We start from the raw sequence: 15,350 nt of genomic DNA on the forward strand, positions 1-15,350 counted from the left end.
CTGTCAGGATTTGTCAGCAATAGAAACGGGTAATATTTTCGCGTCTGCGGCTATGTAGTTCGCAAAAGAAAACCCGCCAGTGAAATTCTGGCGGGTTTTGCAAAATCGGGCAGGGGATTACCCCTTGGCAATCGACTTGCCGGTTGCACCCAGATCCTTGAAAGCTTCTTCAAGGCGGGCTGCCATTGAAAGTTCGGCTTCGCGGACCCAAACACGTGGGTCGTATTGTTTTTTGTAGGGTTTGTCGTTGTCGGGATCGACCTGGTATTTGAAGGCGCGTTCGTTTTCTTCGACATATTTGCCAACGGCTGTCGCATAGGCAAACTGGGTGTCGGTATCGATGTTCATTTTGAAAACGCCGTAACCAACGGCTTCCTCGATTTTTTCTTTTTCCGAACCCGAACCACCGTGGAAAACGAAATCAAGCGGGAAGCCATCAAGGCCATGTTTTTCGGCAACGTATTTTTGCGATTCCAGCAGGATTTCCGGACGCAGTTTAACGTTCCCCGGCTTGTAAACGCCATGCACGTTGCCAAATGCTGCCGCGATCGAGAAATGGCCCAGCGGTTTGAGGCGACGATAGGCTTCTTCAACTTCTTCCGGACGGGTATAAAGGCGCGGATCGATATCGTCCTGAGAGGTATCAAGCTCCTTGCCGATGCCGTCTTCTTCTCCACCGGTCACACCCAGTTCGATTTCCAGGCTCATATCGACAGCGGAAAGACGTTTCAGAAATTCTTCGCAGGTTGCCAGGTTTTTTTCAATCGGTTCTTCGGAAAGATCCAGCATATGCGAGCTAAATAAAGGCTTGCTGGTTTCCTTGTAGGCTTTTTCACCCCAGCTCAGCATACCATCGACCCACGGAACGAATTTCCGGTTGGCATGATCGGTATGAAGAACAACGGCAACGCCATAATATTCAGCCAGAAGCTGGGTATGGCGGGCGGCGGAAACAGCGCCAATAACACGGGCCGCATCGGCATCCTTGATGCCCTTGCCGGCAAAGAACTGCGCACCACCATTCGAAAGCTGAATGATAATGTCAGAACCGGCATTGGCAGCAGCTTCAAGGGCTGCGTTCAGCGTGCTCGAGGACGTAATATTAACTGCGGGTAGAGCGTAACCGTCCTGCTTGCAGGCAGCAACAAGTTCACGATAGGCCGCACCGGTTACAACACCGGGTTTAACGGAAGGCATGTGGGTTACTCCTCCTGGGGGTCAGAGCATTATAACATTCCCCGTGCGGACCGACTGGTCCGCCGCAAGGGCGATCCGTAAGGAGCCCAATCCATCCGCCATATGCTGCGTAAGGTCAAGATTTTCCGTTATAGACTTTAGGAAAAACTGCTGCTCGCGCAGACACAAACCATCATGATCGGGCTCGTCATCTGTTTTGATGATTTCGTCCGAATGTGAAAATTTTCCGTCCTGATCTGTGGCAGCATGGTGCAATTTTAAGGCATTCGTTTTGGTATGTGTGTCGATATCGGCCGATCCGGCACCTTTTTCTTCTACATCTGTGATTGATACCGCCCCCTTTGGCCCGATCACATCCTTAACAAAAAACGCCGTTTCGCTGATCATCGGGCCCCAGCCTGCCTCGTACCAGCCAATCGACCCGTCATCAAACCGGACCTGCAATTGTCCGTAATTATACATGTCCCCGGCCACATCGGGGGACAGACGCACGCCCATCGCATGAACCGAAACCGGTTTGGCACCTGTCATCAGGCACATCATATCAAGGTAATGAACTCCACAATCGACAATCGGTGATACGCTGTTTAACAGCCGTTTATGGGTTTCCCAAAATTCGCCACTGCTTTGCTGGTTCAAATTCATCCGCATCACCAGCGGCTTACCCAGAGTTTGGGCCAGTTCAACGAATTTCTCCCAGGATGGATGATGGCGCAGGATATAGCCGATCACCAGTTTGCGGTCGTGTTTGACTGCACTGTCAATAACGCGCTCGGCATCGGCCACGGTGGCAGCCAGCGGCTTTTCGATAAATACATGCGCCCCTGCTTCAAAGGCGGCAATGGCGTAATCGGCATGGGTTTCGGTATAGGTGTTAATCGAAACCGCATCGGGCCGGGTTTCGGCCAGGGCCGCTTTATAATCGGTAAATTGCGGGTAGGCTGCAAAACCGTCGGGCAGGGTGCCTGGCGCAATTGGGGACCGGGTGCACAGGCCGACAATCTCGAACCCGTCAAGGGTATGGTATGCCTTGGCATGGGACATCCCCATATTGCCCAGTCCGACAACAAGGATGCGTACGGGGTTCGACGTCATGGGGAAGCCTCCTGATCTTATGTTTTAGATAAAATTTTTGATTTATTTACCTGAAACCCAAGTGTTTTTGACATCATAACTTTCCGGGTCAAACAACACCATATCGGCGTCAAAACCCGGAAGGATTTTGCCTTTGCAATCATCAAGTTTCAGGAACGTTGCCGGATACAGCGATGCCATGCGCAAGGCTTCGCCAAGGTCAACACCGATCATCTCAACACTGTTTTTAACGGCCGACATCATATCCAGATCTGACCCGGCCAGTGTGCCATCAGCAAGGGCGCAACGCCCGCCAATGGCGGTAATTTCCTCGCCGCCCAGAATAAAATTCTTGGTTTTTGCGCCCACCGTCGGCATGGCATCCGTGACCAGCATGATCTTGCCGGTTTTCTTGGCCCGAACGGCCACCTGCATGGCAGCCGGATGGACATGATAACCATCGGCGATCAGGCCGCACCATGTGTTTTCATCCGCCATTGCCGCCCCGGCAACACCGGGTTCACGATGGGCAAGGGGGCTCATGGCGTTAAACAGGTGGGTGAAACCGCGTAATCCTTCGCCGATTGCCTTTTGCATGTCATCATAGCTGCCTGCTGTATGACCTGCGCACACCAACACACCTTTGGCGGTTAGTTTTTCGATGATGCCCCTGGCGGCCTTTTCAGGTGCCAGCGTTACCAGAATGCGGCCATTCGGCAGGCTGGACAGAATCTCGATCGCGTCATCTTCCATCGGGCGGATGATGTTTGCGTCATGTACACCTTTGCGTTCGGTGTTCAGATACGGGCCTTCAAGATGAATCCCAACAATGCCCGGTACGCCTTCGTCGATGGCGTTTTTAACGGCATCAATTGCGGCCAGCATTTTTTCGCGTGTGTCGGTAATCAGGGTCGGCAGCATGGCCGTGGTGCCAAATTGGCGGTGCGCCGCCATAATCTGGCGAATGCCGTCAACACTAGGCGAGTGGTTTAACAAAACACCACCGCCCCCATTGACCTGCACGTCAATAAACCCGGGGGCCAGCACATTTCCCCGGGCGTCAAAAATATCAGCCCCATCGGGTTTACTGGCCGGGGAAATCGCACTGATTTTACCGTTTTCAACGATCACGCAGACATCATCGTGAAACTGTTCGCCATCGAACAGTCGGGCATTTTTAATGGCAAGAACAGTCATCAATGCGTCTCCGTTACCTTGGAAAGATGTGGCGGTGCATCGGGGTTGCAGCCCCGATGCAATGCAACATGTTCAGCCAGGGTATAAAAGGTCTGGATCATTGCAATCGGCGCCAGCAGCGGGTGAATGTTTTCGACAACCGGCAAATGGCCCCTGGTGGTGGTGCCGCCTGTTTCGGCGGCAAATAAATTATCGGTTTTTGCCCGCATTTCCGTCAGGAAACCCTCGATACTTTCGCGGGTGGCGTCATCCTGCGAAAAAACCAGCAACGGAAAGTCACGTGTTACCAGCGCCATTGGCCCGTGTTTGACTTCGGCAGCACTAAAGGCTTCGGCATGCAGGCTGCTGGTTTCCTTGAATTTCAGGGCGGCTTCCTGGGCAATGGCAAAGGTCGGGCCGCGCCCGATAACATATAACCCCTGCGATTTGGCAATCGGTTCGGCGGCATCAAGCCAGTCTTGATCAAGGGCCTGCCTCAATTGGTCGGGCAGGGCAGCCAGACCGTTATTCAGGCTGGTATCATCCAGCCAGCCAGCCACTATCTGGGCAATGGCCGACAGGGTTGCGATATAGGATTTGGTTGCGGCGACACTGGTTTCGGCCCCCGCCATAAGCGGGATAACATGGTCCACCGTTTCGGCCAGCGGGGAATCGGTTACATTCACCAACGCCACAGTACGCGCACCAGCCTTTTTGGCAGCGGTCGCACTTTGCACCAGATCCGGGCTTTTGCCGGATTGTGAAACGGCAATAAACAATGCGCCTTTAACCGCCAGGGTCTTGCCATAGATCGATGTGATTGACGGTGCGGCCGACACCACGGGAATGCCAAGCTGGCTTTCGATCAGGTATTTTGCATAAAGTGTTGCATGGTCCGAACTGCCGCGCCCGCAGGTCATGACAAAGGCGGGCGGGTTGCTGCGCAATTCGCTGACCAGGGCAGCAATGGCATCCTGATTGGCGGCCAGTTGTGCCTTGACAACATCCGGGGCCTGGGCGGTTTCGCGACCCATCTGGGTTTGGGGCGTCCAGCGTGTGGTCATGTTCGCTTTCCTTGCGTTAAAATGCTGTTTGCAAAAAGAGGATGATGGCACCTATCGCGCATCCACCTGCATTTCGGCGATAAAGTCGTAACTGTCGCCGCGATAATGGGAACGGGTAAATTCAACGGGTGTGCCATTTGCCAGGAATGATCGCCGTTCGATATAAAGGGCGGCACTGCCCTCGGGCACGCCAAGCGTTCGCGCGGTTTCGTTGTCAAACAGTTCGGCACGCAGGCGCTGCAGCGCGCGGTCGGGCTTTTTGCCATATCTCGCCAGCGCATCATAAAGCGATTTATCGACGTCTTCGGGGTGCGGAATGAACTGTTTGGGAACCACGGCAAATTCCAGCGCCATCGGTTTGTCATTGGCGGTGCGCAGGCGGCGGAACCGGGCGACTTCGGTGCCCGGTGACAGGTTCAGGGCCATTGCTTCTTCGGGGGTGGCGTAGCCAACCGATTTTTCCAGCCAGACAGCCCCCGGATTAAGACCCCGGGTTGTCATATCCTCGGTAAAGGATGTCAGCCGCGACAGGGCCTGCTCCACGCGCGGTGCAACAAAGGTGCCCGCGCCGTGGCGTTGGATCAACACGCCGTCTTCCACCAGGGCCCTGACGGCATTGCGTACCGTGACACGCGAAATACCCAATTCGGTTGCCAGGTCGCGTTCGCTGGGCAGGGCGTCTTCGACTTTTAAAATACCATCATCAATGATGGCCTTTATGGCGGTTTGCAAACGACGATAAAGCGGACCATGACCGGTATGTTCAAAATCGCGGGCACGCAGGCTGTTTAAGACATCATCTGTGGCAATCACCGGCGTTCCTCCTGCAGGCGTTTGGTCATCAGGATGGCACCATCCAGCGCGTCTCCTGCTGCCGGGACAAGCTTGCTTTGAATGTCATCTGGCATCAAATCGGCCATGCGCCGGGCGATGCCCCCCATCAGGGTCAGCCTTGCGGCCCCAAAGGCCATAAGGCGGCGTAAAATTTGCTCATTTGCCAGTCTGGCCTGCTCAACAATGTCGCGGGCAATTGCATCGCCGTTATCCAGGGCGTCAAAAACCGTTAAGGCGAACTGGCCGTAATCTGACGGGCGGGCGGTTTCGGCAAAGGAAACCATCTCTTCGGGGCTGTGGTGGAAATGCGCCATAAGCTGGTGTGTCAGACTGGTTGCCATACCAATTTTCTCATGGGCCAGCAGGGCCTTTTCCAGGGCCAGTTTGCCAATGCGCGCACCACCGCCAATGTCTGAAATCTCAAATCCCCAACCGGCAACAGCAAGCTGCCTGCCATCAACAATCGCCTGGCCGCAAGTGCCGGTTCCCACAATCAGGATGGCACCATCCTGGCCGTTATGGGCGCCAAGGCAGGCGGTAAAGGCATCGGTTTCAAAAACGGCGCTGGCAAAAGGGTGGGGGTAGGCGGCTATACATTTGCGTTCACGCTCAAGCGATAACCCTGCCAGTCCCATACCTGCATGAATGTCGCCGATGCGGGTATGGGGGAGTCCTGCCTGTTCGAGGGTGTCGCGTGCTGCTGCGATAATTTCCGAAAAGATTTTTTCCAGCCCCAGGCGGGTGTTTGCACCGCCACGAACGGCTTCGCCCAGGATATTTCCAAACCCGTCACACAGGCGTACCCGGCAGCGCGTACCGCCACCATCGACGCCAAGAAAAAGACCATCAGAATCCGGTTTGTTCATTGTTTGCCATCCCTACCTGCCGTCACCATAGCAGAGTGGTATCAATATTTGCAATACCAATATAGGTCCAGTTAGAAGCACATTCGGGTTCTGGTAGTCGCGCATCTATGTGGTGCTGTTTGGGTGATTTGGTTAAATTTTCTCATAAATATATGATTTTAAAATATTACCTGTGAATTTTCCGGGTGATTTTATTTGGTTTGCATTTAACGCCTTGCGTATCTGGTATCATAATGGTATTTGATTAGGTAAGGGAGAGCAGGAAAATGGCATTAAGCACCGAAGAATTCGATTTGCGCTTTGCCGGATTGGACCAGTGGTCTGATACCGATTTCCTGACTGCGCTTTGGGAAGGGCAGATGCGTGCCGTAGCCTCGGTCGGTCCTGTTATCGGAATACTTGCGCGGACAGCATCCAATATTGCCGATCAATTGCTGGATGGCGGACGTCTGGTTTATGCTGGTGCCGGGACATCAGGCACCGTTGCCTGGCAGGACGCCAAGGAACTGGGCGGGACATTTGGCTGGCCCGAAGATCAGACGATTGTTCTGGTAGCCGGGGGTGTCGATAGTGAACCAGGTGTGTTTAACGCCGCTGAAGATGATATCGATGCCGCCAGGGCCGCCATTCGACACCATAATATTGGTTCCGGGGATGTTGTTATCGGTGTCGCGGCAAGTGGTTCGACGCCGTTTACCCTGAATGCGATATGTGCGGCCCGTGCAGCGGGTGCCCTGACGGTGGGCATTTGCAACAATGGTGACGGCGCATTGCTTGATCATGTCGATCATGGCATTTTTCTTGATAGTGCGCCCGAAGTCATTGCCGGGTCCACCCGTATGGGGGCGGGCACGGCGCAAAAGGCTGCGCTTAACATGCTGTCGACGCTGGTGATGAACCGGATGGGTCGCCTGTTTGACAACCTCATGGTGGGGATGCGGGCCGATAACGTAAAATTGCAGGGTCGGGCAGTGCGTATCGTGGTGCAGATTGCACAATGCAATGCCGATACCGCGCAATTGGCACTTGAACAATCCGGTTTTGATATTCGCAGCGCCGTTTTAATGGCGCGCGGCAAAAATCTCTCAGAGGCCAAAGAAATTCTGGCGTCCGTGAACGGCAATCTGCGGGCGGCGCTTGAATATAAGGATTGAACCCGGTCCATAAAGGGCAGGGCAATCCCCCGACATTGATCAGAGGAGGCATAAATAATGTCGAACAAATTCGTGGCAAAAGGGCTGGCGGCGGCCTTGGCGGCAAGTGTCGCCCTGGTCCCTCTCATGGCACAGGCAGGGGATCTGGTTATTGAAAGCTGGCGTAACGACGATATCGATATCTGGAATGATAAAATCATTCCCGCTTTCAACGAAAAACATCCCGACATTCACGTTTCTTTCAAACCAACCACGCCGACCGAATATAACGCCGCGCTGAATGCCAAGCTTTCCGGTGGTACGGCTGGCGATTTGATTGCCTGCCGTCCGTTTGATGCGTCGCTTGAACTTTACAAGCAGGGCAATCTTGTTTCGCTTAATGATCTTCCGGGGATGGATAATTTTTCGGATGTTGCCAAGTCCGCCTGGCAGACAGACGATGGTTCAACCACCTTCTGCGTGCCCATCGCATCGGTTATTCATGGCTTCATTTATAACAAGGAAGCCTTTGATGAAGTTGGCGTAGAGGTTCCCAAAACGACAGAGGAATTCTTCCAGGTTCTTGATAAAATCAAGGAAGATGGCACCTATATCCCGATGGCAATGGGGACAGCTGACCAATGGGAAGCCGCCACGATGGGCTTTCAGAATATTGGTCCCAATCACTGGAAAGGCGAAGAAGGCCGCAAAGCCCTGATTGATGGCAGTGCCAAATTTACCGACAAACCCTATGTCGATACCTTCAAGGAACTGGCCCGCTGGAAAGACTATTTGCCCGATGGCTTTGAAGCCATTTCCTACCCGGATGCGCAAAATCTGTTTTCGCTGGGCAGAGCTGCCATTTATCCGGCGGGTTCCTGGGATATTTCGTTGTTTAACAAACAGGCCGATTTCAAATTTGGTGCGTTTCCGCCGCCTCCGCCCGCTGGCTCGGATACCTGTTATATCAGTGACCATACCGATATTGGCATGGGCCTGAATGCGCATTCCAAAAATGCCAAAGACGCCAAAGTGTTCCTTGAATGGATGACCGGCCCTGACTTTGCGCAGCTTTATTCCAATGCGCTGCCTGGTTTCTTCTCGCTGTCGAATGCCAAAGTCAAAATCGAAGATCCGGTTGCCCAGGAATTTGTCAGCTGGCGCCAGAAGTGCAAATCGACCATTCGCAATTCTTACCAGATTTTGTCGCGTGGGACGCCGAACCTGGAAAACGAATTGTGGAACGTTTCGGCCCAGGTCATTAACGGCACACTGACGCCGGAGCAGGCTTCGGAGAAAGTCGAAGACGGTTTGAAAAAATGGTACGCACCGCATCAGAAATGATCGGATGATGTTGTGGACAGGCGTATTTTGGCGCCTGTCCATCCTTCCGGAAAAAAGAACTGCCGAACGGGCGATCTCTTTGATTGCCAAAGACGGAACATCGGGGCAGACCTTGGTTATTTTCCCCGTTTGTTTCCGCACCCAAAATTTTCAGACAGACAGGACATGGTATGGCGCATTCAGGGCCCATGACCGATTGGCGCAAGGCAAAACTGCCTGTGTTTGCCTTTCTGGCACCCGCGACACTTATCTATACGCTGTTTATGATTTATCCGTTGATTGATTCAATCCGGCTCAGTTTTTTCAGCGCCACCAATGGCGGCGACCTGGCTTTTGTGGGGCTCGATAATTATCGCACGGTGTTAAGTGATCCGGATTGGTCACATACATTCTGGAACAGCTTCTGGAACAATATGAAGTTCTTTGCTGTTCACATGCTGGTGCAAAACCCGATCGGGATTGCTCTGGCTGCGGTCTTAAGCCTGCCACGCCTTAAATTTCGCAACAGTTATCGCACGCTGATTTTTATGCCCACCATGCTTTCTGTGGTGATTGTCGGTTTTATCTGGCAATTGATCCTGAGTCCGGTTTGGGGTGTGGGTGCGGATATTCTTGATATTGTCGGGTTAAAATCGCTGTTTGGTCCCTGGCTGGGCAAGGAGGGTAGCGCACTGATTACGCTGGCTTTCATTTCTGTCTGGCAATGGGTTGGGATCCCGATGATGCTGATTTATGCCGCCCTGCTTGCCATCCCCGAAGATCTGGTCGATGCCGCCATTGTCGATGGGGCGAGCCATTTCGAGGTGTTCTGGTATATCAAGCTGCCACTTGTTTTACCAACTGTTGCAATGGTTTCCATCCTGACCTTCGTTGGTAACTTTAATGCCTTCGACCTGATCTATGCGGTCAAGGGGGCACTGGCCGGGCCAAATTTCTCGACCGACATCATGGGGACACTGTTTTACCGCACCTTCTTTGGCTATCAGTTGCAGCTTGGCAACCCCACGCTGGGGGCGACCGTGGCATCGCTAATGTTCCTGATCATTCTTGCCGGTGTGCTGTTCTATCTGTTTGTCGTGCAGCGCCGCCTGTCGCGCTATCAGCTGTAAAAGGGGGCTGCATCCATGTCTTTGAAAATTCGCAAGGATCATGCGTCGCGCGCGGTTATCGTCCATGCCGTTTTGCTTAGCTATACGCTGATTGCACTGTATCCGGTTTTTCTGATCCTGATTAACGCGTTTAAATCGCGCAAGGGTATCTTTCGCGAGCCAATGGCCCTGCCAACCTCGAAAACCTTTAGTCTTGAAGGTTTTACCAAGGTTCTCGACAAGGCCGATTTCGGGACCTATTTCTTCAACAGTATTTCTGTCACCGTTGTGACGATTGCTATTGTGCTGGTGCTTGCGGCAATGGCGGCCTGGGCTCTGTCAGAATATAAATTTCCCGGTAATACCGCGTTGGCGATTTATCTGGCGATTGGCATCATGGTGCCGATCCGCCTTGGGACGGTTTCTATCCTCAATTTGATGGTTGATCTGGGCCTGGTAAATACCCTGACGGCCCTTGTTCTGGTTTATGTCGCCCAGGGCTTGCCACTGGCGATTTTCATCCTCACGGAATTTATGCACCAAATTCCCAAGGATTTGAAAGAAGCCGCGCGCTGTGATGGAGTGGGCGAGTTTAAAATCTTTTTTGCCATCATCCTGCCGCTGGTGCGCCCGGCTGTGGCGACCGTTGCTGTCTTTACCATGATCCCGATCTGGAATGATTTGTGGTTCCCGCTGATCCTGGCACCAGGCGATGGCAAGCAAACCATCACGCTGGGGGTTCAGCAGTTTATTGGTCAGTATGTGACGGACTGGAATGCGGTTCTGGCATCGCTCAGCCTTGCGATCATTCCCATCCTGATCCTTTATCTGATTTTCTCCCGCCAACTGATCCGCGGCCTGACATCTGGCGCAGTGAAGTAATTTACGGGTTACAGGAGCACTTGAAAAATGGCCGATTTGAAACTGAACCAGATCCGTAAAAGCTATGGCGCGGTTGATGTGCTGCATGGCATTGATCTGGATGTCAAAGACGGGGAATTTGTCGTTTTTGTTGGCCCGTCGGGCTGTGGCAAATCAACCCTTTTGCGCATCATTGCCGGGTTGGAAGACATTACCGGCGGCGATTTGCTGATTGATGATGACATCGTTAATCACAAAACTCCCAAGGATCGCGGCATTGCGATGGTGTTTCAGTCCTATGCGCTGTATCCCCATATGACGGTTTATAAAAACATGGCATTTGGCCTGAAGCTGGCCAAAACCGACAAGGCCGCCCTTGATGAACGGGTGCGGGCTGCGGCCTCCATTCTTCAGCTTGATCAATTGCTGGACCGTCGCCCATCCGAACTTTCCGGCGGGCAGCGCCAGCGTGTTGCCATTGGTCGTGCCATTGTGCGTCAGCCCAAGGTCTTTTTGTTTGACGAACCGTTATCAAACCTTGATGCCGCTTTGCGTGTGCAAACACGCATCGAAATTGCCAAGCTGCATCAAAAACTGAAATCCACCATCATTTATGTCACCCATGACCAGATCGAGGCCATGACCCTGGCCGACAAGATCGTGGTGATGAATGCCGGGCAGGTAGAGCAGGTGGGTTCGCCAATGCAGCTTTATCATCATCCGAAAACCCGCTTTGTTGCCGGATTTATCGGCTCGCCATCGATGAACTTTACCCGTGTCAAGATCACTGCGTCTGCTGGTGAAACTGTTACTGTGGAAATGCCCGGCGGTGCCACGGCAACCTTGCCGTTCTCGGTGCCTGCTGGCGATATTGGCAAAGAAGTCGAACTTGGCATTCGACCGGAACATGTGGAGCTGGACCGCACCGGCGATTTGCCCGTGACAGGGGAAGTGGAGGTTGTCGAGAAACTGGGCGACTCCACTTATCTTTACGTGCGGCTGGAAAATGCCGATCGGGTGACATTGCGTGCACCAGGGCACAGTCGTGTCAAAGTCGGCGAAACCGTTCAAGCCGCAGCCGAGGGTGGCGCATCGCACCTGTTTGATGGTGCAGGCAAGGCGTATCGCAAAACCAATTGTCCCGCCCAATACAGTGCGGATGAATAGAGAGCTGTCATAGCAGCAAAAATAATAAAGGGAGGCCCCGGTGGCTTCCCTTTTTTCGTTTGTGGCGGGCGGAAATAATCCCCAATGCCTGCATTTTGTTGCAGAAGTTTAACTTGCAGTTTGGGCGAAAACGTGACGAAACTTGTAACGAAAAGTTCAATAGAAAACGAAATCGTCATTTTTGATTTCGTTTCAACATAAAATTTGCTGATACTATCATGCAAAGCCCCATGCAGGCGGGTTGCAAGGGGTGCCTGGTGGCAGATTTTGAACGCGTCAATATAGGGGTTCGTTACAATGTCTAAAAATACCGGCTCGCTACGCACAACCATGTTGGCAGTTTCTGCACTGGCGGGTGTTGCCCTGCTGGCAGGAACGGCACAGGCTGAAGAACTGCGTTTGTTGACCTGGGGTGGTTATGCACCTGACGACGTTATCGAGATGTTTGAAAAGGAAACCGGCATCGATGTCGAGGTGACGCTGTCGAACAATGAAGACATGATTTCAAAGCTGCGCGCCACAGGTGGCAGTGGCTTTGACCTTGCCCAGCCGTCGCAGGACCGTATTGCCGGTGCACAAAAGGAATATGGCATTTATAAACCGATGGATATGTCCAAGGTGGATACGGCCAAATTCATTCCGTCCATGCTGGCGGCAACAAAAACCAACACCACGGTTGACGGCGACGTTTATGGTCTGCCGCATATCTGGGGGACCAGCGGGCTGGTTGTGAATACCAAGGAAGCCCCGGACGTCAAGGATTACACGGACCTTTGCAATGCGGATGTTGCAGGCAAGGTTTCTTATCGTCTGAAACGTCCGACCCTGATCGGGTTTGCCTTTGCAATGGGCATGGACCCATTTGCCGCCTATGGTGATGAAGCCAAATATCAGGAAATTCTTGATAAGGTTGAGCAAAAGCTGATCGAATGCAAACCGAACGTCAAAACCTATTGGGAAGGCGGCGATGCACTGCTGAACCTGGTGCGTTCGGGTGAAGTGGTTGCGGCAATGGCATGGGATACCGGGGGCTGGAAACTCAACAGCGATAATCCCGATATTACATTTGTTGCGCCGAAATCCGGTGCGCTGGGTTGGGTCGATACCTTTGCCCTGCCGCGCAAATCGAAAAACGAAGATGCGGCCTATAAATGGATCAACTTTGTCATGCAGCCGGAAATCGCCGCCAAAATCACGGCAAGTGCGGGCAATTTTACCGCATCCAAAGGGGCTGATGCCTTTGTTGAGGGACAGTTGAAAACCCAGTTCCAAAACAGCTTCCCGCAGGAAGCCCTGGATAATATCAAATGGTATCCGCCGGTTCCAGCTGGCCTGGAAACCCTTGAAGGCAAGGTGCTGGACCGCGTTAAAGCCGCACAATAAGCGGTTTTTATATTGGCATCTCCGGCAATTGGCCGGGGATGCCATTTCATTTTAAACAATCACTTATCGGTGCTTGTTGTTTTTAAAAATTAAAAGACCAAGACTTCATTCGGGGTGATCATGGCCGACCAGTTTGATTTGGAATGTCGCGATGTTGTCAAAAATTTCGGTCAATTTACGGCCGTTGACCAGGTGTCACTGACCATCCCGCAGGGGTCATTTTTTTCCATTCTTGGGCCAAGCGGTTGTGGTAAAACAACTTTGCTGCGCATGCTGGCCGGTTTTCTCGAACCCTCGGGTGGCGATATTTTGATCAAGGGAAAATCGGTTTTGGGTGTGGCGCCAAACCGCCGCCCGGTCAATATGGTGTTTCAGCATCTGGCCCTGTTTCCCATGATGAATGTTGCTGACAATGTTGCCTATGGGTTGCGCCGCCGCGGCGTTGACCGGGCAACAATCAAATCCAGGGTCAGTGAAACGCTGGCGCGTGTCGGGTTGCCCGATGCGGGCCCAAAGCAGATTAATCAGCTATCAGGCGGGCAAAAACAGCGTATCGCCATTGCCCGTTGTTTGGTGCTGGAACCGGCGGTTTTGCTGCTGGATGAACCATTGGGTGCTCTTGACCTTAAATTGCGCGAACATATGAAGGTGGAGCTAAAACAGCTTCAGCATGAAATCGGCACCACCTTTGTGTACATCACCCATGACCAGTCCGAGGCACTGGTGATGTCAGACCAGGTTGCCGTGATGAATGCGGGCCGGTTCGAGCAGGTCGGCACCCCCCAGGAGCTTTATTATCGCCCGCAAACCCCGTTTGTTGCCGGGTTTGTTGGCGAAAGCAACCGTTGGCAGGGCAGGATTGAAACCATTGCCGATGGTCGGGCGACGATACGCCTGCAAAGCGGCGGCGTGATTTATGCTGCCGCAGACCAGTTTGGTATGTCCGGGCAAACGGTTGGGCAAGAGGTGGATGTTTTTGTGCGCCCCGAAGCCATCAGCCTTGAAAGGCAAGGGCAGGGTACGACAAACGAACCCGGCCTTAACCATATGCAGGGGCGGGTCGAAAACCTGTTATTTAATGGTGCCGCTAGCAGCGTGCAACTTAAGGAACTTGCCACCGGCCACGATATGAATGTGGCGTTGCCGCAAACTGGTGCCTTTGCCGATATTCGCCCCGGTGATATTCTGGATCTGGGCTGGAAAGCCGATCAGACCAAGTGTTTTCCCGCTGTTGCAACCAAAGCGGCCTCACAAACAGACGAGGCCATTGCATGAGCACCCCAAACCCAACAGGAAGTGTTGCCGGAAACGGCCTTAAGCTGGGTGTATTGCTAATGGCAACGCCTTTGCTGTTGTGGCTGGTTTTACTTGTGTTGCTACCGCATATTGACCTTTTGATGGTCTCGCTGCGCGAACGTATTTCATATGGCAAATATGAATTCAGCTTTGTCAATTATATCGAGTTCTTTACCGAACCCCTTTACTGGAACACTTATGTTCGCACCGCGACCATGTCGATTTTGGCGACCGCGCTGACATTGCTGATCGGCTTTCCGGTTGCCTATTATATCGCCAAGGTGATGCGGGGCAGGGCAAAGAATGTGCTGTTTTTGCTGTGCCTCATTCCGTTTTGGGTCAGTGAACTGGTACGCACCTTCGGCTGGATGATTTTGCTGCGCGAAAGCGGCGTTGTTAGCCATTTTCTGCAATGGGCCGGTTTGGTCGATGGGCCGGTGGAGATGCTGTATAACGATGTCACCATCATGGTCGGGCTGGTTTATACCTCTATGCTGTTTATGGTTGTGCCGCTGGTCTCGGTGCTTGATAGCCTGGATGACAGCCTGATCGAGGCGGGGTATGACCTGGGGGGTAATGCTTTTACCGTTACCCGCGATATTGTCATCCCCCATGCCATGCCGGGCATTGCCTCGGGCTGTATTGTTGTTTTCATGCTGACTCTGGGCAATTATCTGACGCCAACGCTTTTGGGGGGCAAAAGCAGCCTTTGGTTCACTGATCAGATCTATACCCAGTTCATTACGCGGTTTAACTGGGAAACCGGCTCTGCCTTTGGCTTTTTGTTGTTGGTACTTTCGTCTTTCATTGTCTGGCTTGGCCTTAAACTCAGCCGACAGACATTGTCAGATACCGTGGGTTAAGGGG

General features: G+C 52.9%; 14 protein-coding genes. 8 read left to right on the top strand and 6 right to left on the bottom strand.

Going from position 1 to position 15,350, the window contains the following annotated elements:
* Positions 1-117 precede the first annotated feature (117 nt).
* From fbaA to TH25_RS17985, 6 genes are read right to left on the bottom strand one after another with little or no spacing between them, the layout of a single operon-like run.
* Entirely contained in the window at positions 118-1,197 is a 1,080-nt protein-coding gene (gene fbaA, locus TH25_RS17960) for a class II fructose-bisphosphate aldolase (protein ID WP_114089680.1), read from the bottom strand.
* 21 nt (positions 1,198-1,218) lie between these two features.
* Positions 1,219-2,292: a Gfo/Idh/MocA family protein gene (locus tag TH25_RS17965; protein ID WP_114089681.1), complete on the bottom strand. Its 1,074-nt coding sequence runs from the start codon at positions 2,290-2,292 to the stop codon at positions 1,219-1,221.
* A gap of 42 nt (positions 2,293-2,334) precedes the next feature.
* Positions 2,335-3,468, bottom strand: a complete 1,134-nt coding sequence (gene nagA, locus TH25_RS17970; protein ID WP_220151454.1) for an N-acetylglucosamine-6-phosphate deacetylase — start codon at positions 3,466-3,468, stop codon at positions 2,335-2,337.
* Positions 3,468-4,511, bottom strand: a complete 1,044-nt coding sequence (locus TH25_RS17975) for an SIS domain-containing protein (RefSeq protein WP_114089683.1) — start codon at positions 4,509-4,511, stop codon at positions 3,468-3,470. Before TH25_RS17975 ends, nagA begins: the two co-directional genes overlap by 1 nt.
* Before the next feature lie 51 nt (positions 4,512-4,562).
* A complete protein-coding gene (locus TH25_RS17980) occupies positions 4,563-5,324 on the bottom strand; it encodes a GntR family transcriptional regulator (RefSeq protein WP_114089684.1) in 762 nt (253 codons plus the stop codon).
* Positions 5,321-6,211 carry a glucosamine kinase nucleotide-binding domain-containing protein gene (locus TH25_RS17985; protein WP_114089685.1) on the bottom strand — a complete coding sequence of 297 codons (891 nt, stop codon included), beginning with the start codon at positions 6,209-6,211 and terminating at the stop codon, positions 5,321-5,323. Before TH25_RS17985 ends, TH25_RS17980 begins: the two co-directional genes overlap by 4 nt.
* A gap of 266 nt (positions 6,212-6,477) precedes the next feature.
* On the opposite strand from TH25_RS17985, the gene TH25_RS17990 reads away from it, so the two are divergent.
* From TH25_RS17990 to TH25_RS18025, 8 genes are all read left to right on the top strand, one after another.
* Entirely contained in the window at positions 6,478-7,365 is an 888-nt protein-coding gene (locus TH25_RS17990) for an N-acetylmuramic acid 6-phosphate etherase (RefSeq protein ID WP_114089686.1), read from the top strand.
* Between the two features lie 57 nt (positions 7,366-7,422).
* Positions 7,423-8,688 (top strand): ABC transporter substrate-binding protein, encoded by a 1,266-nt coding sequence (locus TH25_RS17995; RefSeq protein WP_114089687.1) that lies wholly within the window; start codon positions 7,423-7,425, stop codon positions 8,686-8,688.
* A gap of 170 nt (positions 8,689-8,858) precedes the next feature.
* Positions 8,859-9,797 carry a carbohydrate ABC transporter permease gene (locus TH25_RS18000; protein WP_114089688.1) on the top strand — a complete coding sequence of 313 codons (939 nt, stop codon included), beginning with the start codon at positions 8,859-8,861 and terminating at the stop codon, positions 9,795-9,797.
* Between the two features lie 15 nt (positions 9,798-9,812).
* Positions 9,813-10,658, top strand: coding sequence for a carbohydrate ABC transporter permease (locus TH25_RS18005; RefSeq protein ID WP_114089689.1), 846 nt, complete (start codon positions 9,813-9,815; stop codon positions 10,656-10,658).
* Positions 10,659-10,685: 27 nt separating this feature from the next.
* On the top strand, positions 10,686-11,804 hold the full coding sequence (locus TH25_RS18010) for an ABC transporter ATP-binding protein (RefSeq protein ID WP_114089690.1): 1,119 nt from the start codon (positions 10,686-10,688) through the stop codon (positions 11,802-11,804).
* 297 nt (positions 11,805-12,101) lie between these two features.
* Entirely contained in the window at positions 12,102-13,187 is a 1,086-nt protein-coding gene (locus tag TH25_RS18015; protein ID WP_181847692.1) for an extracellular solute-binding protein, read from the top strand.
* 120 nt (positions 13,188-13,307) lie between these two features.
* Positions 13,308-14,462, top strand: a complete 1,155-nt coding sequence (locus TH25_RS18020; RefSeq protein WP_114089692.1) for an ABC transporter ATP-binding protein — start codon at positions 13,308-13,310, stop codon at positions 14,460-14,462.
* Complete coding sequence (locus tag TH25_RS18025; RefSeq protein ID WP_114089693.1) at positions 14,459-15,346, top strand: ABC transporter permease; 888 nt, start codon at positions 14,459-14,461, stop codon at positions 15,344-15,346. The genes TH25_RS18020 and TH25_RS18025 overlap by 4 nt, the downstream gene beginning before the upstream one ends.
* The last annotated feature ends 4 nt before the right edge of the window (positions 15,347-15,350 follow it).

It is taken from the genome of Thalassospira profundimaris, from assembly GCF_003326755.1.
Taxonomy (GTDB): domain Bacteria; phylum Pseudomonadota; class Alphaproteobacteria; order Rhodospirillales; family Thalassospiraceae; genus Thalassospira; species Thalassospira profundimaris_B.